Source organism: candidate division Zixibacteria bacterium HGW-Zixibacteria-1, assembly GCA_002838945.1.
Lineage (GTDB): Bacteria > Zixibacteria > MSB-5A5 > GN15 > PGXB01 > PGXB01.
On record PGXB01000008.1, the window covers coordinates 77321 to 104023 of the forward strand.

Below are 26703 nucleotides of genomic sequence, written 5' to 3' on the forward strand. Positions count from 1 at the left end.
ACATATATGGCAAAAGAGAAAATAAAAGTTCTGATCATAGACGACGACCCGAAGGTCTCCTGGATTCTTACTGAAGGGTTGTCCTCCAACATGGAATTTGTCTCGGCGCGGGACGGTATTGAAGGCATTCAGATGGTCTCGACCGAAAAACCCGATCTGATTTTGCTCGATATAAAAATGCCCGGCATGAATGGTCTGGAAGTTCTGGAGAAGTTGAACAAGATGCCGAGCCGGCCGGAAGTTATAATGCTTTCAGGGCACGGCGAAACCAAAAATATCGTTCATTCCATGCATCTGGGGGCGGCGGAGTTTATCAACAAGCCGTTCGATGTCAAGGAAGTCGAAATTCACATTCAGGCCGTGATCGAGAAGAAGAAATTAAAGCTGGAAGTCAAGAGCCTGCGCACTGAATTGAAGTCACGAAGTCAGTATGATCAGTTTATAGGCGATTCGCCCAAAATGACCCAGGTTAAAAATATTATCGAGCAGGTGGCTGATTCGGAACTGACCGTGCTTATCCGTGGCGAATCGGGCACCGGCAAGGAAATCGTCGGGCGGATGATGCACACCCTTTCGGGGCGTTCCGAGGAGCAGTTTACCAAAGTCAATTGTGCTGCGATTCCGCGTGACCTTCTTGAAGCCGAATTGTTCGGCTACGAGAAAGGCGCCTTTACCGGGGCGCATAAGACGAAACCGGGACGATTCGAAGTCGCCAATAAAGGATCGATATTTCTGGATGAAATCGGCGATATGCCGATGGAACTGCAGTCAAAACTTCTTCAGGTTCTGGAGCAGCAGGAGTTTGTCCGGGTCGGCGGGATAAACAATATCCATGTCGATGTAAGGATTATTTGTGCCACCAATAAAAACCTTGAGGAAGCCATTCAAAGGCACCTATTCCGCGATGACCTTTTTTATCGGCTTAATGAAATAACCATTTACCTTCCGCCCTTACGCGACCGGAAAGAGGATATTTCGTTGCTGGTCAGGCACTTCCTCGATCGCTACAACGGCCTTTATAATAAAAATTATCCCGAATTGTCGCCCGAGGCTATGACCAGTCTGGGGAATTTTTCGTGGCCCGGCAATGTCCGGCAGTTGGAAAATCTAATCAAACAGGTTGTTGTCCGTGGTGATGAATCGATCATAAGCGATTTGCTTATGAACAGTGTCCCGGTGGCATCGACCGCTGCCGCTCCGGTTGGATTCGAAGAGGCTATACCCAATGACGAATCAGCCGGGTCATATTCGCTGAAAAAGCGGGTCGGGTGCGCCATTGCCAGGGAAGAGAAAAAGCTGATCAGCGAAGTATTAAATAAAACCAACTGGAACCGCAGAAAAGCTTCTGATCTGCTTGAAATCAGCTATCGGTCCCTGCTCTATAAAATCAAAGAATATAATCTAAATAGCAGTAAATAATGCTATTCTAGTGTGACCGATTTTTATCATCTTTGATAATATATTTCATCTATTCCGCAATCAGTTGCATACTGTTTGATTGTGGATAACTTTATATAGATAATGTTATCCAGTTTGTGAACATGCCTTGGCTTCCCGGGCTTTGAATTATGGCCATTGGCAGCCTCAAATAGTCATTATTATCGCAAATAAAATGTTTTACTGACATGTTTATTCCACGCGGAATAGAAATTGCTTCATAATGAAGAGAACAAAAGTATTAAACAAAGATTGATATATAACAGGCTCATGGATAACTTAGTTAACGGAAGAAAAAAATGTGGTAGTTTTGCCGGTTTGATCAATTATGAATTGAAGCGGGCTGAGCGTTATCGCATTTTTCTGTCGTTAGTCGTTTTGAATGTCGGACCGATATTGGAACTCGGTGGTAATGGCCTGCTTAGCAAAGAACCGGAAAAAGAGAAATTTCTTGGCGACTTGCGGGAAACGCTGAAAGGCACGATCCGTGATGTTGACCTGCTATCCGGGCATACTGGCTTCAAAATCGGCCTTTTACTGCCGGAAACGCCTCGTCAGGGGGCGGAAGCGGCTGCCAGACGAATTTCGGAGCTTGTTTATGGCTTTTGCAGCGATTATTTCAAGAAACCGGCTGATTATTTGGTGCCTGTAGAGATATCATCCTTCCCGGATGCTTCGGGCGCCCGTTCGATTGCAAGTTATATTGAGGATTTTGAGACAATAAACTAAAAAAACCCCGTTTTCATAGTTTCCTGATTAATGGCCGCACGGGGCGGCCATTTTTTTTGCAAAAAAACAGAGGCGCCATTGGCGCCTCTATTTCTAATATATACCCGATAGTTGTTACCAGCCCATGAGCTGTTCCAGATTGGCGTTAAGTTTTTCAACGCGCTCTTCGATGTCGGTCTTTTTACCCTTTTCCTTGTCAACGATGTCAGGCGGGGCATTTTTCAGAAAGTCGGAATTGGCCAGCTTCTTGGACAATTTCTCCAATTGATTCTTAAGGTTGGACAGTTCTTTCTCAAGCCGTTTTTTCTCGGCTTCGATATCGATTAATCCCTCAAGCGGGACAAAAATTTCCGCGCCGGAAATAATCCCCGAAGCCGAAAGCCCCGGTTTCTTGATGTTTTCGCCGATATACAGCTTTTCGATCTTGGCCAGCGACCGGAAATAGTCCTGGTATGTCTCCAGAAGCTTGCCCATTTCCTTGTCGGTAATACGGATGTGCAGATCCGACCGCTTTCCCGGAGGAACATTCATTTCGGCCCGGATCGATCTTACCGCATTAACCACCGACTGGATCGATTCGAATGATGTTTCCAGAACCTCATTTTTAAATCCTGATGTTGCCTCCGGCCAGGGGCCAAAAGTCAGGGTTTCTTCTTTGCCGGGGAAAAATTCCCTTAGCCTGGAATTGATCTCTTCGGTGGCAAAGGGAATAAATGGATGCAAAAGTCGTATTATTTTATCAAGAACGTAAAAGGCTACGTTAAGCGATTCTTTTCGAATCGGCTGTCCCGGCTGATCCGGTTTAATCAATTCGATATACCATGAACAGAAGTCATTCCAGGTAAAGCTGTACAGGTTCTTGGCCGCTGCCGAAAGCTTGAATTCAGCCATATACTTATTGGTCGTTTCGATGGTCCGCTCCAGCCGGGAGAGTATCCATTTATCGACCAGGATTAAATCACCGCCAGGAGTCTTGCTTATATCAGGTTTTTCATCACCGGTTCGCATCATCACAAATCGTGACGCCTGGAACAATTTATTGACAAAATTGCGGCCGACTTCAAAGGTGTTTTTTGAAATCCAGGGATCCTGCCCGTCGGGGGTGGCCAGCACCAGTGATATGCGCAGGGCATCAGCGCCGTACTGATCGATGATCTCCAGCGGGTCGATGCCGTTACCGAGCGATTTCGACATTTTAATCCCGTTGGCGTCACGAACGGTACCATGGATATAAACATCACTGAAGGGAATCTTGCCCATAAACTCATATCCGGCCATGACCATTCGAGCCACCCAGAGGAAGATAATTTCCGAGGCGGTGACCAGAACCCGGGTCGGATAAAAATATTCCAACAGGGGATCCTTATTGGGCCAGCCGAACGTCGAGAAGGGCCAGAGCCATGACGAGAACCAGGTATCGAGAACATCTTCATCCTGCATAATTTCCGACCCGCCGCATTTGGGGCATTTTTCGGGCATCGATTCGGCCACAATTTCCTCACCGCATTCGCAATAGTAAACCGGAATACGGTGTCCCCACCAAAGCTGCCGCGAAATACACCAGTCCTTGATATTTTCCATCCAGTGCAAGTATGTCTTTGACCAGTAATCGGGATGAAATTTCAATTCACCTTTTTGGGCCGCCTCGATAGCCGGTTTGGCCAGCGGCGCCATTTTGACGAACCACTGATCGGACAGATATGGCTCTATTTCCTGATGACAGCGGTAACAGGTGCCGACTGCAAGATCATACTTGTCGATTTTTTCCAGAAGGCTTTTTTTATCAAGTTCCTTAACCAGCTGTTTACGGGCCTCGTAACGATCCAGCCCCTTGAATTTACCCGCATTGGCGTTCAGGGTGCCGTCGTTGTTCAGAATATTTATTTCTTCCAGATCATGACGCTGGCCGATTTCGAAGTCATTCGGATCATGGGCCGGTGTAATTTTCACGACACCGGTGCCGAATTCCGGATCGACATAGTTGTCGGCGATAATCGGCAGCTCACGCTCGAGAATCGGCAGAATCGCCGTTTTGCCGACAAATTTCTTAAACCGGGCATCTTTGGGGTTCACCGCCAAAGCAGTATCGCCAAGCATCGTTTCCGGGCGGGTAGTGGCCACGGTCAGGAACTGGTCGGAACCCTTGATCTTATATTTAACATACCAGAGACTACCCTGCTTGCTTTCATGCTCAACTTCGTCATCGGACAGCGAGGTCTGACATGACGGGCACCAGTTCACGATCCGGTGACCGCGATAGATCAAACCTTTATCATGCAGATGAATGAAAACTTTGAGCACCGCTCGCGACAGCGACTCATCGATGGTAAACCGGGTTCTATCCCAGTCGCAGGAGCAGCCGATCTTCTTGAGCTGGTTTAATATATAATCTTTATTCCGGTAAGCCAGTTCGGTGGTCCGCTCCAGGAATTTTTCCCGTCCCAACTCGCGCCGGGTCGTCCCTTCCTTCTTGAGTTGTTTTTCCACGATAACCTGGGTGGCGATTCCGGCATGATCGGCACCGGGAACCCACTCAGCTTCAAATCCGGACATCCGTTTTTGCCGAATAAGGATATCCTGAATAGTATTATTCAGGGCATGCCCCAGGTGCAAAATATCCGTAACATTCGGCGGCGGAATAACTATTGAATAAGGCTCTTTGTCCTTGTTGACTTCGCCTCTAAAATAACCGGCCTTGAGCCAGCGATCATAAATCTGGTTCTCGACCGTCTTGGGATCGTACGGCTGGGCCTTGGAATTATCGTTCTTTTTCGTTTCTATACTCATTTTGTCCTCTCAAGAAAGGCAAAAATACCTTAGACAATACGTTTTGTCAAGCCAAGGATATTTTTAAAACCCTTTATTTCCGGACCTTGTTTCAGTATTATAGGTTAATATCGACACAAAAGGTGATTTGGAAAGGAAAAATCGAAAATGTCTCATAAAATAGAGCCGTTCAACAGATTAATTGATATAATGGCCATTCTCCGGTCACCCGGAGGCTGTAACTGGGATCGCAAGCAAACGCATGTGTCACTGCTGCCATATCTCATCGAGGAAACCTATGAAGTGGTCGAGGCGGTCGAGAGCGGCGATCCTCAGCACCTTCGCGAGGAACTTGGCGACCTGCTTATTCAAATAATCTTTCACGCACGGATTGCCGAAGAAGCGGGTCATTTTAACATAAATGATGCGATTAATGATATAAATGAGAAACTTATCAACCGCCACCCGCATGTTTTCGGCGAAAAGAAAGATCTCAAGCCTCAGGAAGTCCGGGACCAGTGGGAAAAAATCAAAATAGATTCGGGAGAAAAGAAGTCGGTTATCAATGGCATTCCGAAATCGGCGCCGGCGCTGGTGAAGGCTTTTCGGTTTGGCGAAAAAGCGGGCGGGGTCGGTTTCGATTGGAACAATCCGTCCGAGGTTCTGGAAAAGGTTAAGGAAGAGGTCGGCGAGATTGAAGTGGAAATGAATAGCGGCGATGTGGAAAAGCTCGAGCATGAAATCGGCGATGCCCTTTTTGCAATTTCATCGCTCGCCCGCAAGATGGATATCAATCCGGAACAGGCTCTCAATAAAACGCTGGAGAAATTTCAGAAACGGTTCAACCATATCGAAGCCAAAGTTGCCGAATCGGGGAAGAGCTTCGGTGCTTTCACTCTCGAAGAACTTGAAGCATGGTGGCAGGAAGCGAAAGAGGAATAATATCTTTGACAATCTCCCTTTCCTGTCCTGGAATTTGATGATAAAATTAATCCCGACTTTTTAATTGACTTCTCAATACTCGTCTGGTAATATTCACGGTTGTAAGGCACATGGGTGTGGATATTATCGAATATATTTTTGCATAATAGAAACCATTAATCAATCAGGAGGAGAAATGAAGGCAAAGGGTTGGACGGTCTTAACCGTTTTAGTAATGCTGCTTGCCCTGCCGATGTTGGTCAGTGCCGACACGATGATCAAGCAGGTCAATGAAAGAGGCGCCTTTGAGATGATGGGCCAGAAAGTTCCGGCCGGTTCGGACACATCGACGATCTGGCTCGGCAAAGGGATGTCGAGAATGGATGAAGGCGATACCGCATCGGTTATTATTATGGCTGAAAAAAATGTCATATACATGATCGATCACAAAACCAAATCATATGCTGAAGTGCCGCTTGATGCGCTCGGCGATCTCTCGAAAATGGTCGGCGATGATGAAGAGGCCAAGAAACAGATCGAGGCGATGAAGCCGATGATGGAAATGATGAGGATGAAACTCACAGTGACACCGACCGAGGAAACCCAGAAAATAGGCGACTGGAACTGCACGAAATATAACGTCAAAATGACCATGGGTATGGGCGGCGGCTCTGATATTGAATTGTGGGCCACCGAGGATGCCAAAATCGACTATGCCGCTTTCATGGAACTGACCAATTCGTTTAAGGGAATGATGCCCGGTTATGAGGAAATGATAGAAGAAATGAAAAAAATCAAGGGCATCCCGATTAAAACCCTTAACAAAATGAACATCATGGGTACCGAAGCGACCAGTGTTATGCAGATTTTCGAAATTAAGGATATGGCGGCTCCGGCCGGAACTTATGAACTGCCCAAAGAATACACGAAAACAGAGATGGGCATGCCGGGCATGGGCCGTTGATTTTATTATAAAATATGATTATTTTACGGGGCGCCATTGTGGCGCCCCGTTTTGTTGAGAGATGGTTTATAATGAATTTGATCGGACTCGGATATAGAAACAGATGAATTATATTGTCGCATCGTTGTTCATTATCGCCGGGGCGGCGGTATTCATGCAGGGTTTTCGAACCATGCGCAAGTACCGCCTGATCAGGGATATCCCGCGCTCGAAAATCAGGTCGATGGCCATGGGGCTGGTGGAAATTCACGGCAATGTCAAAGCGGAACAGATGATCAAGACGCCCTTTTCCAACAGTGACTGTGTTTACTTCAAGTATGAAATAAAGGAATACAAGCAGAGAACCTCGCGGGACTCGAAAGGGCGGACCCGCACGACTCATGAATGGGTGATGATCGCTTCCGGCGACCGGCGCATTCCCTTTTTTGCCGAGGATGATACCGGATCGGTGTATGTCGATCCGGACGGGGCCGAGTTTACGGTCGATGTCCGCAAAGCATTCTATCAGAAAGAGGGTATGTTCGAGGGAATATCGAATCTTATCGATACGCTGAGGAATATCGGAAATTTCGACCGGCTGCCCGATAATATATCGGAACTGAATCTTTCGCCGATCGAACCGGGCCGGAAATTCACCTTCGGGAGCCGGGTCGGGGACAGGAAATATTATGAATATTTTATGACCGACAAGGATAATTTGTTTATAATGGGGACGGCGGCTAACAGCCCCGATGCCCCTGATAAGGTCCTGATAAAAAAGGGGGAAAACGAACCGACGTACATGATTTCGGATAAGAGTGAAAACGAGATGCTTCGTTCGCTCAGGGGGAAAATGATTCTGACCTTTGCCCTGGGCGGCGGGACATTTATTGCCGGGGTGCTGGTGACTCTGCACTTTGCCGGCGTCATATAAAGGAGGTGTCTTGATGGGAGCAGTCCTGATTGGAATATTCCTTGCACTGGGTCTGATAATCATCATCCTGATCGGCTATTTTATTTCGATTTACAACAGCCTGGTCAGGCTGAAAAACAACATCGAAAAGGCCTGGAGCAATATTGATGTCCTTCTGAAACAGCGTCATGATGAACTGACCAAACTTCTCGAGACGGTCAAGGGATACATGAAATACGAGGAGCGGGTTCTCAAGGAAGTGACGGCGGCACGCACCGCTTTCCTCAATGCCGGGACGGTGGGGGAGAAGGCGGCCGCTGACAATATGATGAGCGGGGCGCTCAAGTCGCTTTTTGCAGTGGCCGAGAATTATCCCGACCTTAAGGCCAGCCAGAGTTTTGTGCAGTTCCAGTCGCGGATCAGTGAGATCGAAGACCAGATCGCCGACCGACGCGAGTTCTATAACGATTCGGTTAACACTTTCAATATTCGCATCGAGCAGATCCCGGATATGTTTGTCGCTCGGATGCTCGGATACACGCGCCGCGAGTTGTTTAAAGTGGCCGAATCGGACCGCGCGGATGTGGAGATGAAGTTCGAGTAAGAGAGCGGTGTTTCGACAAATCATATTATTATTCCCAAAGTGATCGGCGGGCGCTCCTGACATTTTAAAAGCTATCTTTTGACAATTATGTATGGCATTATGTAACAAATTTACCATCAAAATGATGTAGTCAGCGTTTTTTACGGAGACAAAAATTCCTTGTAATTTTATTCCTGCCTTTTGCTTACACGAAATTGGCTTTGTTTTTGCTTTTTTAAATAAATTGAATATCCATTCCCCGGCGAAAAATCGAAAGAAGAAGTTCCGCCCCAAACAAGTTTGGCGCGGCCACCCCTTCGCGCACAATTTTGACGAACCGATAGCCATAATTATATCAATGTCCTCTATAATACCCCCTGATGACCATTTTACCATCAAAGTGATGTGGTTTTTGCGGGAGATAAGGCTTAAGAAACCATGAGCCGAGCTCCGGGCTACGCCCGGCCGCCAGGCATATCCTACTTTATTCGTCTTGTTTTATCAGCAGAGAAACGGGTTGATCTAAAAAGTAAGCCTGGTAGCTATTGCAATTTGGGCATGAAATATTATATTGTCGTGGACTCCGGAGAATATACTTCCTTGTGTCGGCATCAGGATTCAGTTATTTTTTACGCTTTCTGTGAATATGGGAAGTTTATATGTGATGCGGTGTATAAAAAAAGGAAGGAGGTGAGGCCAATCTATGGAAAAATCCGGCTATTTTCACATTAAAACTAACAGGAGGTGATTTGAAATGAAAAAGACAGCATTGATATTTGCGCTTGCTTTCTTATCTGAGTTACTCAGTCTTGCCGCTTATGGCGGCCAAGAGGGTTTTTTTGAGTTTACGGCGGACTGCAATATCCAGATTATAGGTGAGCCTAAATTGCACGAGGCTTTCGAAGCCGTCTTTACAATTATTCCACAACATGATCTCATACATACCATGGGAATACCCGATACGCTTACTTTAAAATGTTCCGAAGGCGTAAAATTTATCGAAGGTGATACTCTCTGGACGGGATTCCTGCAACGCGATAAAAGGTATACACTCCGAGCTCGCTTTGTTGTTGATACCACTATACTCTTTCAAATAAGAGGGGCAGCGACAGCGATGCAGGCGATAGGAATTCTTGCTCATCCGCGCGGTACAGAGGACATGGGGGTGAAAGCGTCAAAGCGCGCAAATAGTCCCTATTATGACTTTACCATTCATACGAAATCCATTGAGTCAAATATATCTTATTATAATGAAGATAGTACTCTTATTATAAGTCCTGTGACAATCAAGGAACTCGGTCCGCCACCCACCATTGCTGAGTCGCAAAAACTAAGGATTGAGCAATTCGAGGTCTGCAAAAATACCGGTAATTATTTTAAGCAGACCGCGCCCCAAAATGATACAAATTACATATATATAAACCAAAATGGTATTTACAGGCTGGATACACTTTTCGTGCATCCGGTAAAGAAGAATATTTTGTTATTTGAGGGGAATAGCAACGCGATACGCAAGCAATTCAAAGAAAGACTACCTCTTAATAAGATTAATGACTCAATCTATTTAATCGATATGCAAGATGAGTTACCGGAAAACATCGAAATATTCCTATTAGATACTACAATTTCAATTCCCATTAAAATGATATCTGTATATACGATTTGCGGGGAAGCCAGTTATGTTGACAATGGCAGCAACATAGACCCCTGCGAACAAATAACGGTCGCAATATATTACTGCAATGATGATAATTGCGATTCATATGAATATATCGACTATACTGTAACCGATTATCAAGGTGGATTTTGTTTTATTGCAGATCAACCAGTTATTTTAATCTCATTATGGTCCGATAACTCTGCTACAACGATCGCATATGCTGAGGACCACGACCTTTCGATCGGAGACCTCCTCAAATATTACAATCACACCATCATATGCAGAAATTATGGCTATATAGACGCTGTAATCCCCCCTGAATATCTCCGAATTAATAATTTAGATATTGCAGGTGCCTATAATATATTGAACTGCATTCGACAGGGTTGTTCGTTTCTCGAAGGCAATATGGGTCTTATTCCACCACTGAAAAATATAATAGTCTGGGATGTACTGGATAATACAAGGACGACAAGCTCATTTGGTGGTTTCAGCGTGGATGGTATTCCAGGTATCTATATTGCAAGCAAAACGGGTTATGATTTAAATTGGGATGAATGGGATAATGCGGTAATATTGCATGAGTATGGACATTATGTCATGTACACTTATATGGAGAGACCACCGGAGACGGGCGGAAGCTGGAATTATCTTATTCCCCAATCCGGCAAAAATAATCTTCAGTTATCAATTTCGGAAGGCTGGGCGAATTTGCATTCCGCACTTGTCAGAAATAATCCTATTTTTATTAATACCACTTATAATGATCCCCAGTGGATAGTGCATAATTATGAAACGTCTGTCCCGGATCCGGCCTATTATTCAAGTTCCTGGGATTACCCCGCGAACCCGCCGTGGCAGACAACGCCCCAATGGGAAGGCGCCTCAGTTCCTGGGAGTATCAATGTGGCACTATGGGATTTATATGATGTTTTGGATGATGACAACTACCGTATCGGCTCAACTATTTGGGGGCATAACAATGATCATAACTCTTCTTCTTACTGGCGGGGAACAGATGCCATGTGGGATGTCTTGACCAATTACGACCCTCAACCGGACAATCCCGATCATGATTATTGCTGGAATATCTATGAATTTATTCATGGCTGGCGCACATTTGGCTACCCGGTGGACTCGACCTTTGTCAATATTTATGAAGCTCATGGGATATCGGTTTTCCAGCCGGGTGATGCGAACGATAATGACGCATTAAATATTCTCGATATTGTATTTATCATAAATTATTTATACAAGAGCGGCCCTGAGCCACCGCATATGTCCGCGGCCGACACGAATGTCGACTGCTTGCTAAATATTTTGGATATTACTTACTTGTCTAATTATTTTTATAATGGCGGCCCGGCTCCACTGGTCGGCTGCTTCAATTATTACTGATTAATTATTTCCTGAACCCCTGACAATCAACAATCGTTTTTTTCAACGCCAGCTTTGGCGAGGTTCCCTTTTATTCATGTTCGCGTCGAGGTTTCTGATTTATTTAGCTTCACTCCTGCTATGGAAAATATCTTCGGGCTCCTGCTATTCCAATTTTCTAAACATTTCGGTACCTGTAAAAACACCCCTACTTTGATGGCAAAATTGCCCACGGGGGTACTATAGAGTGGTATCTACAAGATTCCTGCGGGGACGCACCCACGTGTGGGGCCGGCTTGAAAAAGTAAAGGCCGACGCATTGGTCGGCCTGCATAATTACTGTAATATTTCCCGTGCTATTCTTTTATCAACTGCTTGACATATTCTGGGAGCAGGAAGGAGCCGAGGTGTACTTCGGCGTTGTAATAGTTGTTCTTCAGTTTCAGCTTTTTGTATCGCACGGCATCGAAGTCATCGATCGGGTCATATTTCCGCGAACAGAAGGCGAACGACCAGTAGGATGACGGGTATATCGGTACATGGGCGGTGTACATCCGTACGATTGGAAAAATCCCGCGCAGATTCTTGTACATCTGCTGCACCGTCACCGGATTGTAGTACGGCGATTCGGACTGCGCCACCATGATACCATCGCTGGTCAAACAGTCGAAGACTTTGCGGTGGAATTTCTTCTGGAACAGTTCCGCCGCCGGGCCGACCGGGTCGGAGAGATCAAGCAGGATAATATCATATTTATCTCTGGAATTGTTAATGAAATCCTTGCCGTCCTGGAAAACCAGCCGGGCGCGTTTGTCCTTGAATCCTGGCGCCAGTTTCGGGAAATGCTTTTGGCTTATCTCGACGACCATCCGGTCGATTTCGCACATGGTGGCTTTTTTGACTTCGGAATGTTTCAATACATTAGTCAGCGCGCCCCCGTCACCGCCGCCGATAATCAGCACGTTGTCGGGTTTCGGATGCGTGAACAGCGGCACATGCGTGAGCATTTCGTTGTATGAATTGAGATCTTTGTCGGCCACCATGATCGAGCCGTACAGCACGAGCATCTTGCCGAAATCTTCGGTTTCAAGAATGTCGATGCGCTGAAATTTAGACTGGGTCGATTCGACCAGGCGCTTGATTTTGACGGTCAGGCCGCTTTTGCCCTCATGCAATTCGGTAAACCAGACATTCCAGAGGTCCTCCATCGAGGATTCAATAATATAGTTTTCGGAATCCTTTGCCATGCTTTTTTTCCTGGCCGGTACCCGTTTGCCCCGCTTGCTGTTATTCAACGACAATGTATTCCGCCTTTCTCAAGCTGTTGAAAGTTGACGCCGACACCGAACAATATGCCCCCATGGCCGGAAAGAGCAAAAGATTGCCCAGTTCCAAAGGCGGCAGCAGGATGTTATCATAGATAACATCGAATGAATCGCAGGTCGGGCCGGCCAGAACCGAATCTCTCCAGACGGTGTTGCGATTGGTGAAAACCTGGTATTGGCAATGATCATACAGCCGCCCCGAAAACGAGCCATAGAGCCCATCATCGAGAAAATACCATGATTTCCCGGACCGGTTCGATTTCCCGATAATCGAAGCGACCAATGTTACCGCCGGGGCCGAGATAAACCTTCCCGGTTCGCAGGCGATGATGATATCGGGATCGATGTTGTCGGCCAGGGCCTGCTTGATCGGCGCGCAAAAGATTTCGATGGAGGGAACCGCATCGGTGTATTGCACCGGGAAACCGCCTCCGATATCAAGCATTATTGTATCAAAGCCGTGATTTTTCAGTTCGGTAATCATCGAGCCGGCCATTTTGACCGCTCTCACATAGACGCTGTTGTCAACACACTGGCTGCCGACATGGAAAGTCATGCCGTAATAATTCAGGCCGTATCGTCTGATTTTCTCGGCCAGACCGAGCGCCTCATCGGGCTCACAGCCGAATTTATAGGAGAGGTCGACGACGGCGCTGCTGTCGGCGACCTTGAAGCGAATCAGGAGCCGCACCTTATCGGCGTACGGAATAAATTTGTCGATTTCGTGGGAATTATCGATGACAAAGGTATTGGCCCCGGCTTTGACCGCATTTTCTATTTCAAGCGGTGATTTTATCGGATGCGAATGGATGCATTTATCCGCATGGCCGCCGGCTTCGACCGCCTGTTGCAGTTCGCTGAAAGAGGCGACATCAAAGTTGTGTCCGGCAGCGGCGACTTCTTCCAGAATGGCCGGGTGGTTGTTGGATTTTACGGCATAGCAGATGGCCGCGCCGGGAAGTGCCGCGGCAAGATCAGCCAGGTTTTTTCTAATTGCGGAACGGCTGAGAATCAAGAACGGCGTCTTCAGATTCTGACTGCCGATCATTTCCGTCACCTGAGTAAAATCGCTTTTCCTGAGCCTGTGTGCGCGGCTAGGCTTGCGAATGTCGATGGCCTTAATCATGGCACACCCCACTTTTTCGAGGATTAACTGCCAGTGACCGCCGGGAAAGCGGCCGTTCCGGTTTTGTGGGCGATGATCTCGTCGACTTCCGACGGGATTCCGCGATTGATCTCTTTGGCCGAGACCGTTTTACATTCAAGAGCATTTTTAATATACTCAAGCGCTTTCCAGGGATCGACGCTTGATCCGCAGGTAAAACAATCGATAGCGGCGTACCCGTACTCCGGCCAGGTATGAATCGAGAGATGGGATTCGGCGATAACGATAATGCCGGATAAACCCTGGGGATTATAACGATGAAATGTCGATTTGACTACGGTTGCACCCGATACGCGGGCCGCCTCCTTCATTTCCTTTTCCAAAAGCTGAATGTCATTCAGAATTTTGGAATTGCAGTCAGCCATTTCGGCAACAAGATGTCGTCCAAGTATTTTCATCTTTAATCCCTCCCTCCGTTTTCTAAAGGGTTTACCATTTAAGTTTACATTTGAGGCGGCGAGCTGACCCAGAGCAGGGTTACCCTGGCCTTGCCTCGGTTAATGAATTGATGCCTCTCATCGGCCTCGAAATAGAAGCAGTGACGGGGAGGCAGTTTATAGGTTTTTTTGCCAATGATCAGTGTCAAGGTTCCGGACAGAACATAGCCGAATTCTTCGCCGGCATGCGGTTCCTCTTCGGCAAGACCCTCGCCCGGCGCCAGCCCGATCACCAGCGGATCCATCATATTGTTGGTGCTTCCCGGGACAAGGATTTCAAATTTGTCAACGCCCTTGTCGGGGACCGCAATACGGTCCTTGGGAGAAAAAACATTGGGGGCCCGGCCGATATCACCAAAAAACTCGGTGATAGTAACACCAAGGGCATCAAGGATATCCAGCAGCGAGTCCAGTGAAATCGAGGTTTGATCCCGTTCCACCTGGGATATGAAGCCCTTGGTCAGCCGTGCCCGCGCCGCCAGTTCGGATTGAGTCAATTCCGAAGCCAGTCGCAGGGTTTTGATTTTTTCTCCTATCTCAAGTCTCATCAGTTTAGCAAACGCCTATAAAAAGTTTAATAAAGCAGTCTTATTTAAAAACATATTACGAAAATGTCAAGCATATTTTAGTATACCCGCGCATACTTTTTTAAATATTTTATGAATATATTAATCTTATAGATGATTATATCTATTATTGACAGAGTAACGGTTTATTATATAAAAAGTTACAGTTTGCTAAACTTTTCAAACCTGGGGCGCGTGAATTATGGTTTATAGTAATTTTTTTTAACCAGAGGCTTTTACAGATTAGAAATTTTGCGGATTTATATGACGTGTGCCGTCTCTGTCGGTGTAACATTAAAGATTATAATGACTTAAGATGGGCAGACGGGTGGTATTCCAGACAGATAAAGCTAATGAAACCGTCCGTTTTTTGCCTTTTTCGGCTCACCTGCCCTATAGTTATTAAAACCGCAAATGTGACAATTATTTATGGCCCTTGCTCCATGGCTTGCGGCCGGCGGCTCAAATAAAAAAGCCCGAATGTTGCGTAACCGCCGCAACATCGGGCTTGTAAATTAACGGGCTATTCGTATGGCCGGTCTCAGCTGGCGGAAAAAGTAATAATCACTTTTCCTTTATCAATAACAAAAGAAGTTCCAAGATTCCCGGTGCTGGTGCCGAAATAGTCAAATTTTCCGGTTCTAACCAGCTTTTTCAGCCTGTCTATTCCGGTCAGGAATTTTAGAGACTCCGAATAAGATATTGTCGTTTCGCCGGGCGGGACGACCAGGCCGTCGATGATCTTCGTGGCCGTCGTGGGTACCGAAGTCGGAGTCGATCCCACTCCCGAATACTCATCGACATAAGCACTGAAAGTCACATTGGCGGACTCATCACTGATAATATGAAATTCCACTCCGACGGCATCGATAATATCGATGTCATCCTTGTGATCATTCCAATCAGCTTCCTTGGTAATATCGACCTGATAGAAATAGAAGCCGGATTCGGCGGTAAATTCGATATCCTGGACTATGACAAACGTTCCGGAGATGATGTACTTGCAGCCGGAAAATACCATTGCCAGAAGCAGTATCGAAGCAAGAGCTATTATGATTTTTGATTTTTTCATTGTCATTACCTCCTAATTCCCGGCGCCAAAGTAATAGGTTAAGCCGCCAGTGATAATCGCAGCCTTTTTGGAAGTTTCCTCCTGTGGAGCAATCATCAGGGTGCCGCGAATATCAATATCAAGAAATGGAGTTGCCCCGATCAGGAACCCAAGACCGCCGTCAAAACCAAGTTTGCTGTTATCATAACCGGTATCATCGTTTTTTACCGAGTAGATACCGGCGCCGACAAATACAACCGGTTTGAATCCGACCACGCCGGGAGCGCCGCCCAGAGCCACATCGACACCATAGGATGTCACTTTGGAGCCATCGATTCCAAGATCATAGCCATCGATCTCACCCGGTTTACCCCATTTACCCAGCATCAAATTGGGCTCGATAACCAAAAAGGGCTTGAGGGCCAGTCGGGCTCTGACTCCAAAAGCGCTTCCCGCAGCCTGATCCTGCTGGACAATGGGAATATTCATTCCCCCAAAGACGCCGGCACCGAATTTTACATCCTGAGCAGATGCTCCGGATATAATAATCAATACCAGCCCAAAAGTAATCATTGCCTTCTTCATGCAGATCTCCTCTCAATATGTGTAGTGATTAGGATTCTTGATTATTTCCATAAAAGAATAGTCAATTCGGATATTAATTGTCAAGTCTTAATGTATTTTGTCACGGCAAAATAATTTGAATCCGCCATTTGCCTGGAAGTATGGACGGGCGGCAATTGACCAGCCTGTCCGGGAATCAATTTTACATATTTACGATATTAACCGGTACTTTTAATTGTATTTTATTATCATTTTTTTCCATCCTCACTCTATTTGTCAGGAAATGCCGCATTAATCAAAATCACAATCGCAGGAACCCGACCTGCTACCGTTTGTCGGCCGGTCGAATGGGTCATTTGGGGCGCGAAAATGGCGCACGAATGGCGGTAGATGTATTTTCTGCCTTGTTGCTGCGAATAAGGCTTTTGTCATATATGTCGCTGTTATTTAACCTCTTAACCTCGGGATGCACAGATATGGTCATTCTGTCCGACGCAGTTTATGCGATTTGACCTATTTGTTCTTTTTACATAAAAACGTAATAATTACTCATAACATATTGATAGTAAAAAAAATACGAGCTACTGACGGAGGTTTTCGGGGTTTGGCACACCAGTTGTTATATATAGATGGTGAAGTTAGTTACTCTTTACATATAGTATGGCGGTGAAGGGTACTTGAGGTGGGGATAAGGAGCCGTTGAGTGAGGCAACGGCTCCTTTATCATTTTGGGTCGGATATTCCCACACGTCCTGAAGAATCCGCGTAATTTTCTGCAGGTTCATAATTTTCTAATATCGGATCAGCTTTATTAAATTAAATCTTGCGCTGTTATTGACCGTATAACTACATAAATATATATTCCGACTATAATTATGGCTGATATGAAAAAAGAATCTTCGGATAACAAAGCGGTCGATCGCAAACTTGGCGACGAGTGGCTGGACTGGGATGGGACGGTCAAGCACGAGTCGGCGGAAGCTGATTACCGCGTATTTCTCGGCTTGGCGGTCCTGACCACCATTATTGTGATCCTGGCGGCGGGGTTATTCCTCTGGTTGATATTTCCGCGGCTGACCTCGACCGGCCCTTTTATCCCCAAGCTGTTTTCGCTGACATTTCTGGCTTTCGCGGCGATTCTTATATTATGGCTCCTGCTTTTTGTCTGGTCGGCCATAACCCGTAGGCCGATAACCCGGCTCATTATTATCCCGAATCTGGTAAACAAGCTTCTTGATCTGGTTATGGCTATTGGGCGGCTTCTGGGAATATCGAAGGACCGTCTGACCAATTCCTTTCTGAAGATTCACAATCTGATAGTCGGCTCCAAAGCGCCCCGGGCCGAGCCGGATAAACTTCTGCTTCTGCTTCCGCGCTGTCTGACCAAGGACAATTTTAAGAGTCTGCGGGAGCTGAGGGATCACTACGGTTTCCACATGTTCACGGTGGGGGGCGGCACCGAGGCGCGGATCAAGATCAAGGCGATCCGGCCGCAGATGATTATTGCCATCGCCTGCGAGCGCGATTTGCTGTCCGGGTTTAAGGATGTCAACACGCATATCCCGGTGATCGGATTTCCCAATCGCCGCCCGGAAGGGCCGTGCAAAAATACCTGTGTCGATCTGGTCAAAATCGAGAAGGCGATATTGAACTGCCTGGGTCGGGAAACAGCCTCAAATACGCTTGAAATTTCTTGACAATATCGGATAATATATTAAATTAGTTGGCTCGAATTAGAATGGCGGTGTAGCTCAGCTGGTTAGAGCAGCGGAATCATAATCCGCGTGTCCGGGGTTCAAGTCCCTGCACCGCTATTTTTTATTGTACACAAAAAATCTGATTAGTTTTCCTCCGATTTCTTAAAAGGTAACAAATAGACTGCGGTCAGGCGGAGGTTGTAGACGCTGCCAAGCTGGGTGCCCTCGAAATGCTGGTAAATAGGCTGCTCGAAATAAGCCTGGAGGCGCAGCGATTTGGGAAGCACCTGCGCTTGAACACCAGGGACCAGCCACAATTGATGTCGGCCGGTCTGGTCATTATCCTCGCCGTTATCCTGATCTTTGGCCCGCATTGATCCGGAGAGGGAAGCGGTGGCATCGAGCCATTCCAGGAGATGAAAATTCGAACTCAGCAGATATGAAAACTGATTGCCGAACTTGTAGTCCTGGTATTCAGTCGTAATTAAATATGTGCCGCTTAAATAAAAATCGACCGGCTCGAAGCCCTGATAGTATGACAATGATAAATTGTAATCCCATGAGCCGGTTCCGGGCTGAAGCTCTTCAGGCAAAAGAAAATTATAATTTTGCCGGTCGGTGGCGCCGGTCGGAATTTTGACGCCGAATCCAACCGAAAGCTCCCGGAAGTTGACAAAACTTCGGGCCAGGGGGCTGTACCTTGCAAAGAAAGTGATATCGCCTATTCCTTCGGTTTCATTTATATAGCGGGTTTCGAGAGCGGGAAGGTAACGGTCCTTTTCCTTCCACAGATATGGAATTATGGCGCTGACGCCGAGTTTCGGCATGATGCCGTAAGAGAGAGTCAGTATCGCTCTTTTCCAGATCGCTTTGGTCAAATTGGGATCATCGATTTGGTCGGAGCCCTCATACAGGCCGGCCGAGCGAAGATACTCATAGTGCAACCCGATTTCGAGCGTATGCGGCAGGGCGACCGTTTCGCCGAGAACACCCTGCTGGGGCACCGCCGGAGCACAACAGTTTTGTGAATAGCCGGTCATGGCGAAAGCCAAAATGATAAAAACAGCTGCGGTTATAATCAGATGAATCCTAAGTAGAGTCATGGCGTGATCCAGACTTTGATGCTGTCGACATCTTTCGCCCCATGGTTGTCGGTCACCGTGGCTTTTACCCAGGCCGAATCCATGGCATCGATAGGGCAGCAATTGGTCAGCCTGACCATAAAATTAACATTTGTGTCCCCCAATGGCGCCAGCCAGCTCTCGCTTGCCTCCCACAAATAGCTTAAAACATCATTGCTGTCCGGATCCTCCGCCAGGACAATGACCGTCACGCTATGATCGACCAGAAAAGTGTCGGGATCGGCAGTTAATGAATTAATAATCGGGGGATGATTATTGGAGTTCAGGCCATTGTCATTGTCATCATCGCCGCAGCCCGACCAGAATGATGCCGCAAAAATAATCAGGAATATTGCCAGGATGTATTTTGATTTTATATGCATAGGACTCTCCATAATTTAATCTATTTCTTTATTTCAATCGGCATCGTTACAATGGTGGTATCTCGGCCGATGACGGCAAAGGTTATCGAAGTGCCTTTCATTTCGAAAGAGATAATATTTGCAGGCTTCGGTTTTATTGGGACATCAGTCTCACTATCCGGCGGCAAGATGAGCGGGAGCTTGATTTTGTTTATGATATTTTCGGGCTGATGAAACACTGAGACTGAGAGCGTATCGGGGCCGGTATTGGCAATATTAATAATACTATCGCCGGAGATAATATTATTATCATTCACCCATTCCAATTTTTGGGGCAGCAATTTTATGATTCCGCAGGCTTCATCTTTTTTGATGACATTCGCCTGAATGGTTAATTCATATATTTCATTCACGGGATCATCAGTAAATACTTTAGTGGTTTTTGTGACCGCTCCCCGGTAACGTCCTGATTTGAATGTTACCGCTATCGCAGCGCTGTCTCCCGGCTCGATCGGTTTCTCGATTTTTGAAACAGAGGTGCACGAACACCCCGACTTGATTTCTTTAATGGCCAGGGGAGAAGACCCCTTGTTAGGCAGGTAAAAGGTATGGCTTACTTCGGATTTTTGGGGCAGGCAGCCAAAATGCCAAATGATCGAATTTGCCGCCGCGGCTGATTCATTTTCTGAATGGGCAAAATGGCCCACCGATAAAAAGACAATCAGAAGAATCACAAGCGAAGACAAGAATCTTCGAATTAAATATTTGCAGGTCATGGAAATCACCTCACATCCGATTCCAGGCTCCCATCTGTTAATTATATGCCGAAAAAGCCCGAAAAACGCAAGTGAAAACGAAGGGAAAGCTACTTTTCCCAGTTTTCGAAACGGCTTTTCGGCGAAGAAAGCGCTTGTCTGAATTCAAAACATGACTATATTTATATGATACCGAAATTTGCCATCTTAACGACGGTTTTGAGCGAACGAATGGAGCGGAATGTGAGGCGCATAATCAATCACGGATTCGGTTTATTTCTCTGTTTTCTTTTTTTGGCATCTCCATTGGTATCCGGGGCGGTTACTGTCAGCGGGACCATTACCGGCGACACTGTCTGGACCAATTCTGAGATCATTGAAGTTGTCGATTTCGTGACGGTTGACACGACCGGACATCTTACAATTGAACCGGGAACCATAATTCGCTTTCGTCTGCTATCCAAGATGGATATTTACGGGCAGTTGACCGCCGTCGGCGATAGCGCTTCCCGAATTGTCTTTACGACCGTGGCCGACACTACCAACGGTTCTCCGAGTTCGAGTAATATATGGTATGGCCTGAGATTTTGGGATAATAGTCAGCCTGTCATGAGTTATTGCGATATTCGCTACGCCCTGGACGGAATAGCCATTACTAAGGCTAATCTCGAAATTAATTCCTGCACTATTGAAAATTTTATGGGTTATGGTTTTTTCATAGATGGCATAGATGCTGATCCCCGGATCGACGTGACCATTAATAGTTGTCTGATTCAACAGACCAATCCGACTATGAAGAAAACCGGCACAGGCATTTATACTTTTCGCTCCGTCAATTTGTCGGTCGCCCATACCGAAATAAGTGACTGCCGGCTGGGTATTAATATTTACAGTAATAATTACTGGTCGCCGCTTTTTTCGATTACCCGATCCGAAATAAGGCGCCATTATTCAGATGGGATTTATATCCAGGGTACCGGGTGAACGTGCGTTATCTTTCCGGCCGGTTCGGTCGGAGAATGCAACTTTCTTGATAACGGGGGATTTGCCCTTAATGTTTTCGCGCCCGATGATACCTCCACAATTGTCGATGCCCGGAATAATTGGTGGGGATATGCCGATTCTTCTTTGATCGAAGATATGATCTTTCACCGGCCCGACAGCGCTACCTGCCCGACCGTCGATTTTATGCCCTTTGCCGAGGCTCCTTTCGATATTACGGATTCGACAACGACAGGTGCCGATGAGCCAGATCCTGCTCCCGGTCTTCTGCCTGATAAATTTACTTTATATCAGAATTTTCCCAACCCCTTCAACTCATCGACGCGAATCGAATTCAGTATGCATACGGCAGATGCTGTTAGCCTGATCATTTATAATGTGGCCGGGCAGAAGGTTATTACATTGGCCGACGGTTACTATCGGGCCGGATTATACCATTTCGACTGGGATGGGCAGGATGAAATGGGTCAGGCGGTCGCCAGCGGGATCTATTTTTACGGGCTTATGACAGAAGATAAGATCGAATTCAGGAAGCTGCTTTTGATAAAATAGGCCATTATAATTCCACTTTTTTGACTAATTTGTCCAGCGCTGTTTTTAATTTTGCCGGCTGCATTTTGATGAATTTTAATTTATTGCAATCATTAAAATGCGCAAATCGGGCCAGTTTTTCCGCAAGAGCCGCAAGAAATTCCTCCGATGGGTCAAAACCGGATTCAAGTTGCAGTTTTTGAATAATCATGGTTTTGCTTTTGCGCTCGGCTTTGGGGTCGAGACGTCCCACCAATTGATCTCCAAATAATATTGGCAGGACAAAATATCCGAATTTTCTTTTTCCCGCCGGGACATAACATTCCAGCGCATAATCGAAATCGAACAGTTTCAACATTCTGCCACGCTGGATAATTAAATTATCAAATGGTGAAAGCAGATGCACTGAAGATAAAGATAGTCTTCTCTTGAGAGCGGTCTTAATCGTGTCAGCCAGGGCATAGTACTGAAGATCGGGCTTTTCTTTGATTACAACCGGGATTATTTCCCCGGCACTTTGAAGTTCTCGAAGCGCTTTTCCTGCCAGGTTATTGTCGGCGGCGTGAAGGTGTTCGCGGATCTCTTTTTCAAGAGCTATCCCATAGGCGGACAGCGCCCGGCGCACCAGAAATCGGCCCAGCTCACTATCATCGGGCACCGTAGTATCGATGTGTTTCGGTAGGACTCTTTCAGTCAGGTCATATAATCTATGAAAATTATGGCGCCGGGTGATCATCAATTTGCCCTGCCAGAAAAGCAGTTCGAGAGCAACCTTATAGGGGCGCCAATCCCACCAGGTCCCTTTCTTTTTCCCCGTCGGCAGGATGAAATCCTTCGAGCCAAGCGGCCCTTCCTGCCTGATCCTCTCAAGAACCGGCTCCATAAGAAGGCCGAATTTATCAAGCTGCTGTTTTTCCCATTTGCTGTGCGGGTCGGAAAATCGATGCATCCGCGGCAGATAATAACGGTAATCAGACATGGGCAGATATGATGCGGCGTGACCCCAATATTCGAAAATACGGCGATCCCTGGCTTGAAGCTCATTGAGCATGGTCGGGGAGTAATAAGGATGCCGCGTCCAGATAGTATGATGGTGCGCCCGCTGAATGACAGATATAGTGTCTATTTGGATGTACCCTAATTTCTCGATGGTCCGGGCAATTCCTTTCTTGCCCTTCGGTGATTTCGAATTGCCGGTTAACAACTGAGTATGGAGCGCTATTTTTCGGGCCTGCGAAAGAGATATATCCATAAAATTCCTGTGTAGTTATCTACCTCACCATAGAGTAAAAATAGTTCGGCTTATTTACAATCACATTTTCAAATAAATGTTTATAATAAAAAATTAAAAATAAAATCGTTCGATGTCAGGGGGGATTTATTATTATCAGTCATTATTAGATGCAGGATAATAACTTGCCGAGATTGAGAATATTATGGTGAGGACATTCTTTGTTTCCGACATCTTGTGTTCGACTCCTTCATAACCTATATTGGATGCGTATATAAATTGAATGCCGGCACTGCATCAATAGGGCTAATCGCAAAAGAAACATGAACTTTGCAACAGTAAAATATTTACTCTTTATTGTCTTTGTTTTTGCCATTTACTGGCGCCTAAGCCGCAAAAAACAAAATCTGTTCTTATTGCTGGCCAGTTATTTCTTTTACGCCAGCTGGGACTGGCGATTTCTAAGTTTAATTATCATTTCAACGGTGACCGATTATTTCAGCGGTCTGCTGATTTTTGATTCAAACTCGCCCGGACGCCGAAAACTGGTTTTGATAATCAGTCTGATTATTAATTTGAGCATTCTTGGTTATTTTAAATATTTCAATTTTTTTGCAGGAAGTCTTGTCGCGCTGGCGGATACCATCGGCTGGCATGTATCATGGACCGTGGCGAAAATTATTCTGCCGGTCGGCATATCGTTTTATACATTTCAATCCATCAGCTATACTGTCGATATTTACCGCGGACAGCTTAAGCCGACAAAATCATTTATTGATTTTGCCGCCTTTGTCGCCTTTTTTCCACAACTGGTCGCCGGACCGATTGTGCGGGCCAAAGAATTTGTCTTTCAATTGGAGACGAAGCGGCATTTCAGCGCCGAAAATCTTCAGCAGGGCCTGACACGATTTATGCTGGGCTTTTTCAAAAAGGCGATTATCGCCGATACGCTGGCCGTCCATCTGGTCGATCAGGCTTTTGCCGATCCGACCTCGTACACCTCAGGGACACTCTGGCTGGCACTTCTCGGATGGTCTATTCAGATATATGCCGATTTTTCGGGCTATTCCAGCATGGCTATCGGGTCCGCCAAAATACTTGGCTTTGATGTTCCCGAAAATTTCCGTTTTCCGTATCTTTCCTGGAATATTTCACAATACTGGCAGCGCTGGCATATGACCATGTCGCGCTTTTTCCGTGATTATGTGTATATCGGACTGGGCGGTAATCGGAAGGGAGTGGCCCGTTCCATGGTTAATATAGCTATCACCACTTTTGTAAGCGGTCTCTGGCACGGGGCCGGGTGGACATTTGTATGCTGGGGATGGTTGCATGGTTTTTACATTATAACCTTTCAGATATGGCGGGCGTGGCGTCAAAAGCTCGGCAAGTGGAACAAAAATCCGGGATTCCCGGGGGTTGTACCCGGATGGGTCCTGACCATGCTGGCCGTAAGTCTCTCGCGAATATTATTCAGATCGCCGAATTTCTCGACCGCCTGGGAATATACCAAGGGCCTGTTCGGATCAGGAGGAGAATCGGTTATCGATTTCCCCTCCATTATATGGATTTGCTTTGGTGCAATTGTGATCGATCATATTGCCGGGTGGTTCATACAATATCGCCCCGGATTGGAGAAGAGAATCCCCGCTGTGGCGACGGCCATATTTTATGCAGTGCTATTTATCTTTGTTTACTATTCTTATCCACAAAACGTAATTCCTTATGTTTATTTTCAATTCTAGCTGGTGACGAAGATGGAAGAAAATAATATTGATAATAAAGTCGCATCATCGGCCAAAGGGAGAATGGCGGTTTTCTTTCGAAAAGCTCCCGTTCTGACTTATACCGTGTTCTTTCTTGTCATCGCTGAATTGATCATGATATTTGTGGCACCGGCCGTTGTTCCTGATACCGCATATATGTCGCTTTACCTGACTGATTTTGCCAAGGAAAATACGACAGAATATATTCAGAATACGGATAAGTACAATATTCGGGATACGCTGGTCGGATGGCGGAATCGCCCCGGATGTGTTTATGAAAAATGGTACACCGACAACCTGGGCGCCCGGAGCACTCACGAATTCGATATGGCTCCAAAGAAAGCGCACCGGGTCATGTTCCTTGGAAGTTCACTCATAAACGGCGGACCGTTTGTATATATAGACGAGACGATATCGGCCTTGATTGAAGATTCGCTGATCGAATCGGTGAATTTCGGAGTGATGCGATATTCTGTGGATCAGGTATATCTGGCATACTCGGCCGGACTTAATCGATATGGAGCCGATGTCATTATTGTCGAACTCAATGCCGCGCCCTGTGAAGGACTTCGCAATCAATACATACCATTTCGCGATCGCTTCGCCACGGATATGCCCTATCTTAAACCGAGATTTATGTTGAAGAGTGGAACGCTTGAATATGTCCCGATGCCGCCTGAAGAACTCCTTGACAGTGTCTTCAAGAGTCCAAATCTGGTCGAGTGGCTGAAAAATACGGATGATTATTATTCGAATTACGAGGACTTCAAAAGATACGGCCAGATGCCGCTGTCTTCCGGTTTTTGGCATATTTTAAAAAAGGCCGGAAATCTGTATCGAATTTTATTTGGTGATCCTGAAGGGGAGATGATCCTGGAAAAACTCATGCAGAGACTTGTTGATGAAGCCGGCAGGCAGGGAGCTTCGGTTATCTTTCTCAGCCTGCCTGATTTAAATCTGACCGTTCCTGCGAGATGGCGCAAGTTTTTGCCGGATCGCTATAAAATCAGACTGGAGCATCTTCGATCAAAGGGCTTCGATATTATCGACGCCCGCGAGATTTTCAGGAAATCGGGCAAATATCCAAGGCGGCTGTTTGTTCGAGATAACCGCCATCTGACGCCGCTTGGAAATCGTCTGGTCGCCGAGGAATTGAAGAATCATCTTGAGAAACAATGGAATTACACCGATTTGCCGGATCAATTGAAATAATATTCGGCTTATAATGCCTGATTTGCAGTTTAAGCAGTCTAGGATCATTGCGGAATTCCAATGTCGATTGTTTTTAACTGACCTGAGATTCTGCCTCTCCCAGAATAAATCCTTGACACACCCGGAAATGTCAGTAAATTAAAATATAAGGCACAAAATAGTCTGGTTTTTTCTTCGATCTATCAGGAGGGACCCTGAATAATATTAACGCTAATTTGTTGCCGGGTCTTTATTATTATAATGGATGGCCGATTTTGTAATAAAAATCGCTAAAATGGAATAACATAGATATTAATAATTAAACATAAGAGTAACTGATTATCATCATGGGAGGTACCAGTGATGAGGAAAGTTATTATCATCCTCGCAACCATTCTTTGCTTTTCCTTTCTCGGGATGTCAATCGGTCTTGCATCTGATAACAACCCCAGGCATGGCTTGAATCCTGTTCAAAAAATTAATCCCGATGCCCCTCGGTTTCAAAATCTCACCGCGATTGAACACTCCACTCCCTCTTTCCAGAAACCTGCCGCTGATATTATGCAGGTTGCCACTCCGACGACTCTTCTTCCTCCCACCTACTTCTGCG

The 26703-nt window shown here is 46.1% G+C and carries 25 protein-coding genes and 1 tRNA gene; 15 read left to right on the top strand and 11 right to left on the bottom strand.

Annotated features, from left to right (window positions below; all coding sequences use genetic code 11):
* Positions 1–6 precede the first annotated feature (6 nt).
* Entirely contained in the window at positions 7–1419 is a 1413-nt protein-coding gene (locus CVT49_05045; protein ID PKK84166.1) for a hypothetical protein, read from the top strand.
* A gap of 288 nt (positions 1420–1707) precedes the next feature.
* Positions 1708–2166, top strand: coding sequence for a hypothetical protein (locus CVT49_05050; GenBank protein PKK84167.1), 459 nt, complete (start codon positions 1708–1710; stop codon positions 2164–2166).
* A 114-nt stretch (positions 2167–2280) separates the two neighbouring features.
* On the opposite strand, the gene CVT49_05055 is transcribed toward CVT49_05050, so the two are convergent.
* On the bottom strand, positions 2281–4953 hold the full coding sequence (locus tag CVT49_05055) for a valine--tRNA ligase (protein PKK84168.1): 2673 nt from the start codon (positions 4951–4953) through the stop codon (positions 2281–2283).
* A gap of 147 nt (positions 4954–5100) precedes the next feature.
* Between CVT49_05055 and CVT49_05060 the strand changes: the two genes are divergently transcribed.
* From CVT49_05060 to CVT49_05080, 5 genes are all read left to right on the top strand, one after another.
* Positions 5101–5874: a nucleoside triphosphate pyrophosphohydrolase gene (locus tag CVT49_05060; protein ID PKK84169.1), complete on the top strand. Its 774-nt coding sequence runs from the start codon at positions 5101–5103 to the stop codon at positions 5872–5874.
* A 175-nt stretch (positions 5875–6049) separates the two neighbouring features.
* Positions 6050–6817 (top strand): hypothetical protein, encoded by a 768-nt coding sequence (locus CVT49_05065; protein PKK84170.1) that lies wholly within the window; start codon positions 6050–6052, stop codon positions 6815–6817.
* A gap of 103 nt (positions 6818–6920) precedes the next feature.
* Positions 6921–7730 carry a hypothetical protein gene (locus tag CVT49_05070; GenBank protein ID PKK84171.1) on the top strand — a complete coding sequence of 270 codons (810 nt, stop codon included), beginning with the start codon at positions 6921–6923 and terminating at the stop codon, positions 7728–7730.
* A 13-nt stretch (positions 7731–7743) separates the two neighbouring features.
* Positions 7744–8313, top strand: a complete 570-nt coding sequence (locus CVT49_05075) for a LemA family protein (protein PKK84172.1) — start codon at positions 7744–7746, stop codon at positions 8311–8313.
* A gap of 733 nt (positions 8314–9046) precedes the next feature.
* Entirely contained in the window at positions 9047–11350 is a 2304-nt protein-coding gene (locus CVT49_05080) for a hypothetical protein (GenBank protein PKK84173.1), read from the top strand.
* A gap of 335 nt (positions 11351–11685) precedes the next feature.
* On the opposite strand, the gene CVT49_05085 is transcribed toward CVT49_05080, so the two are convergent.
* The 6 genes from CVT49_05085 to CVT49_05110 all read right to left on the bottom strand — a co-directional run bounded on the left by CVT49_05085 (position 11686) and on the right by CVT49_05110 (position 16458).
* Positions 11686–12576, bottom strand: a complete 891-nt coding sequence (locus tag CVT49_05085) for a spermidine synthase (protein ID PKK84191.1) — start codon at positions 12574–12576, stop codon at positions 11686–11688.
* 40 nt (positions 12577–12616) lie between these two features.
* Entirely contained in the window at positions 12617–13780 is a 1164-nt protein-coding gene (locus CVT49_05090; protein PKK84174.1) for a type III PLP-dependent enzyme, read from the bottom strand.
* Positions 13781–13803: 23 nt separating this feature from the next.
* A complete protein-coding gene (locus CVT49_05095) occupies positions 13804–14217 on the bottom strand; it encodes an S-adenosylmethionine decarboxylase proenzyme (GenBank protein PKK84175.1) in 414 nt (137 codons plus the stop codon).
* Between the two features lie 44 nt (positions 14218–14261).
* Positions 14262–14804 carry a Cro/Cl family transcriptional regulator gene (locus CVT49_05100; GenBank protein PKK84176.1) on the bottom strand — a complete coding sequence of 181 codons (543 nt, stop codon included), beginning with the start codon at positions 14802–14804 and terminating at the stop codon, positions 14262–14264.
* Between the two features lie 559 nt (positions 14805–15363).
* On the bottom strand, positions 15364–15894 hold the full coding sequence (locus tag CVT49_05105) for a hypothetical protein (protein PKK84177.1): 531 nt from the start codon (positions 15892–15894) through the stop codon (positions 15364–15366).
* A gap of 12 nt (positions 15895–15906) precedes the next feature.
* The gene (locus tag CVT49_05110; protein PKK84178.1) at positions 15907–16458 is read right to left on the bottom strand and encodes a hypothetical protein; all 552 of its coding nucleotides are present in this window, start codon (positions 16456–16458) and stop codon (positions 15907–15909) included.
* Positions 16459–16598: 140 nt separating this feature from the next.
* Here CVT49_05110 and CVT49_05115 point away from each other — a divergent pair, with 140 nt between their 5' ends.
* The 3 genes from CVT49_05115 (at position 16599) to CVT49_05125 (ending at position 18251) form a co-directional block, all read left to right on the top strand.
* The gene (locus CVT49_05115) at positions 16599–16949 is read left to right on the top strand and encodes a hypothetical protein (GenBank protein PKK84179.1); all 351 of its coding nucleotides are present in this window, start codon (positions 16599–16601) and stop codon (positions 16947–16949) included.
* Positions 16950–17312: 363 nt separating this feature from the next.
* Positions 17313–18134 carry a hypothetical protein gene (locus tag CVT49_05120; GenBank protein PKK84180.1) on the top strand — a complete coding sequence of 274 codons (822 nt, stop codon included), beginning with the start codon at positions 17313–17315 and terminating at the stop codon, positions 18132–18134.
* A 43-nt stretch (positions 18135–18177) separates the two neighbouring features.
* Positions 18178–18251, top strand: a tRNA-Met gene (locus CVT49_05125).
* A gap of 26 nt (positions 18252–18277) precedes the next feature.
* Here the strand turns inward: CVT49_05125 and CVT49_05130 are convergent.
* Genes CVT49_05130 through CVT49_05140 form a run of 3 tightly spaced genes read right to left on the bottom strand, consistent with a single transcriptional unit; the run spans position 18278 to position 20393 of the window.
* On the bottom strand, positions 18278–19237 hold the full coding sequence (locus tag CVT49_05130) for a hypothetical protein (protein ID PKK84181.1): 960 nt from the start codon (positions 19235–19237) through the stop codon (positions 18278–18280).
* A complete protein-coding gene (locus CVT49_05135) occupies positions 19234–19638 on the bottom strand; it encodes a hypothetical protein (protein ID PKK84182.1) in 405 nt (134 codons plus the stop codon). Before CVT49_05135 ends, CVT49_05130 begins: the two co-directional genes overlap by 4 nt.
* Positions 19639–19658: 20 nt before the next feature.
* Complete coding sequence (locus CVT49_05140; GenBank protein ID PKK84183.1) at positions 19659–20393, bottom strand: hypothetical protein; 735 nt, start codon at positions 20391–20393, stop codon at positions 19659–19661.
* Between the two features lie 165 nt (positions 20394–20558).
* On the opposite strand from CVT49_05140, the gene CVT49_05145 reads away from it, so the two are divergent.
* Positions 20559–21356: a hypothetical protein gene (locus tag CVT49_05145; GenBank protein ID PKK84184.1), complete on the top strand. Its 798-nt coding sequence runs from the start codon at positions 20559–20561 to the stop codon at positions 21354–21356.
* 144 nt (positions 21357–21500) lie between these two features.
* A complete protein-coding gene (locus tag CVT49_05150; GenBank protein ID PKK84185.1) occupies positions 21501–21926 on the top strand; it encodes a hypothetical protein in 426 nt (141 codons plus the stop codon).
* A 4-nt stretch (positions 21927–21930) separates the two neighbouring features.
* On the opposite strand, the gene CVT49_05155 is transcribed toward CVT49_05150, so the two are convergent.
* A complete protein-coding gene (locus CVT49_05155; protein PKK84186.1) occupies positions 21931–23157 on the bottom strand; it encodes a hypothetical protein in 1227 nt (408 codons plus the stop codon).
* A gap of 302 nt (positions 23158–23459) precedes the next feature.
* Between CVT49_05155 and CVT49_05160 the strand changes: the two genes are divergently transcribed.
* The 3 genes from CVT49_05160 to CVT49_05170 all read left to right on the top strand — a co-directional run.
* Positions 23460–24881, top strand: coding sequence for a hypothetical protein (locus tag CVT49_05160; GenBank protein PKK84187.1), 1422 nt, complete (start codon positions 23460–23462; stop codon positions 24879–24881).
* Between the two features lie 12 nt (positions 24882–24893).
* Entirely contained in the window at positions 24894–26114 is a 1221-nt protein-coding gene (locus CVT49_05165; GenBank protein PKK84188.1) for a hypothetical protein, read from the top strand.
* A 342-nt stretch (positions 26115–26456) separates the two neighbouring features.
* Positions 26457–26703 (top strand): hypothetical protein (locus CVT49_05170; protein PKK84189.1); only part of this gene is annotated, 247 nt, incomplete at its 3' end.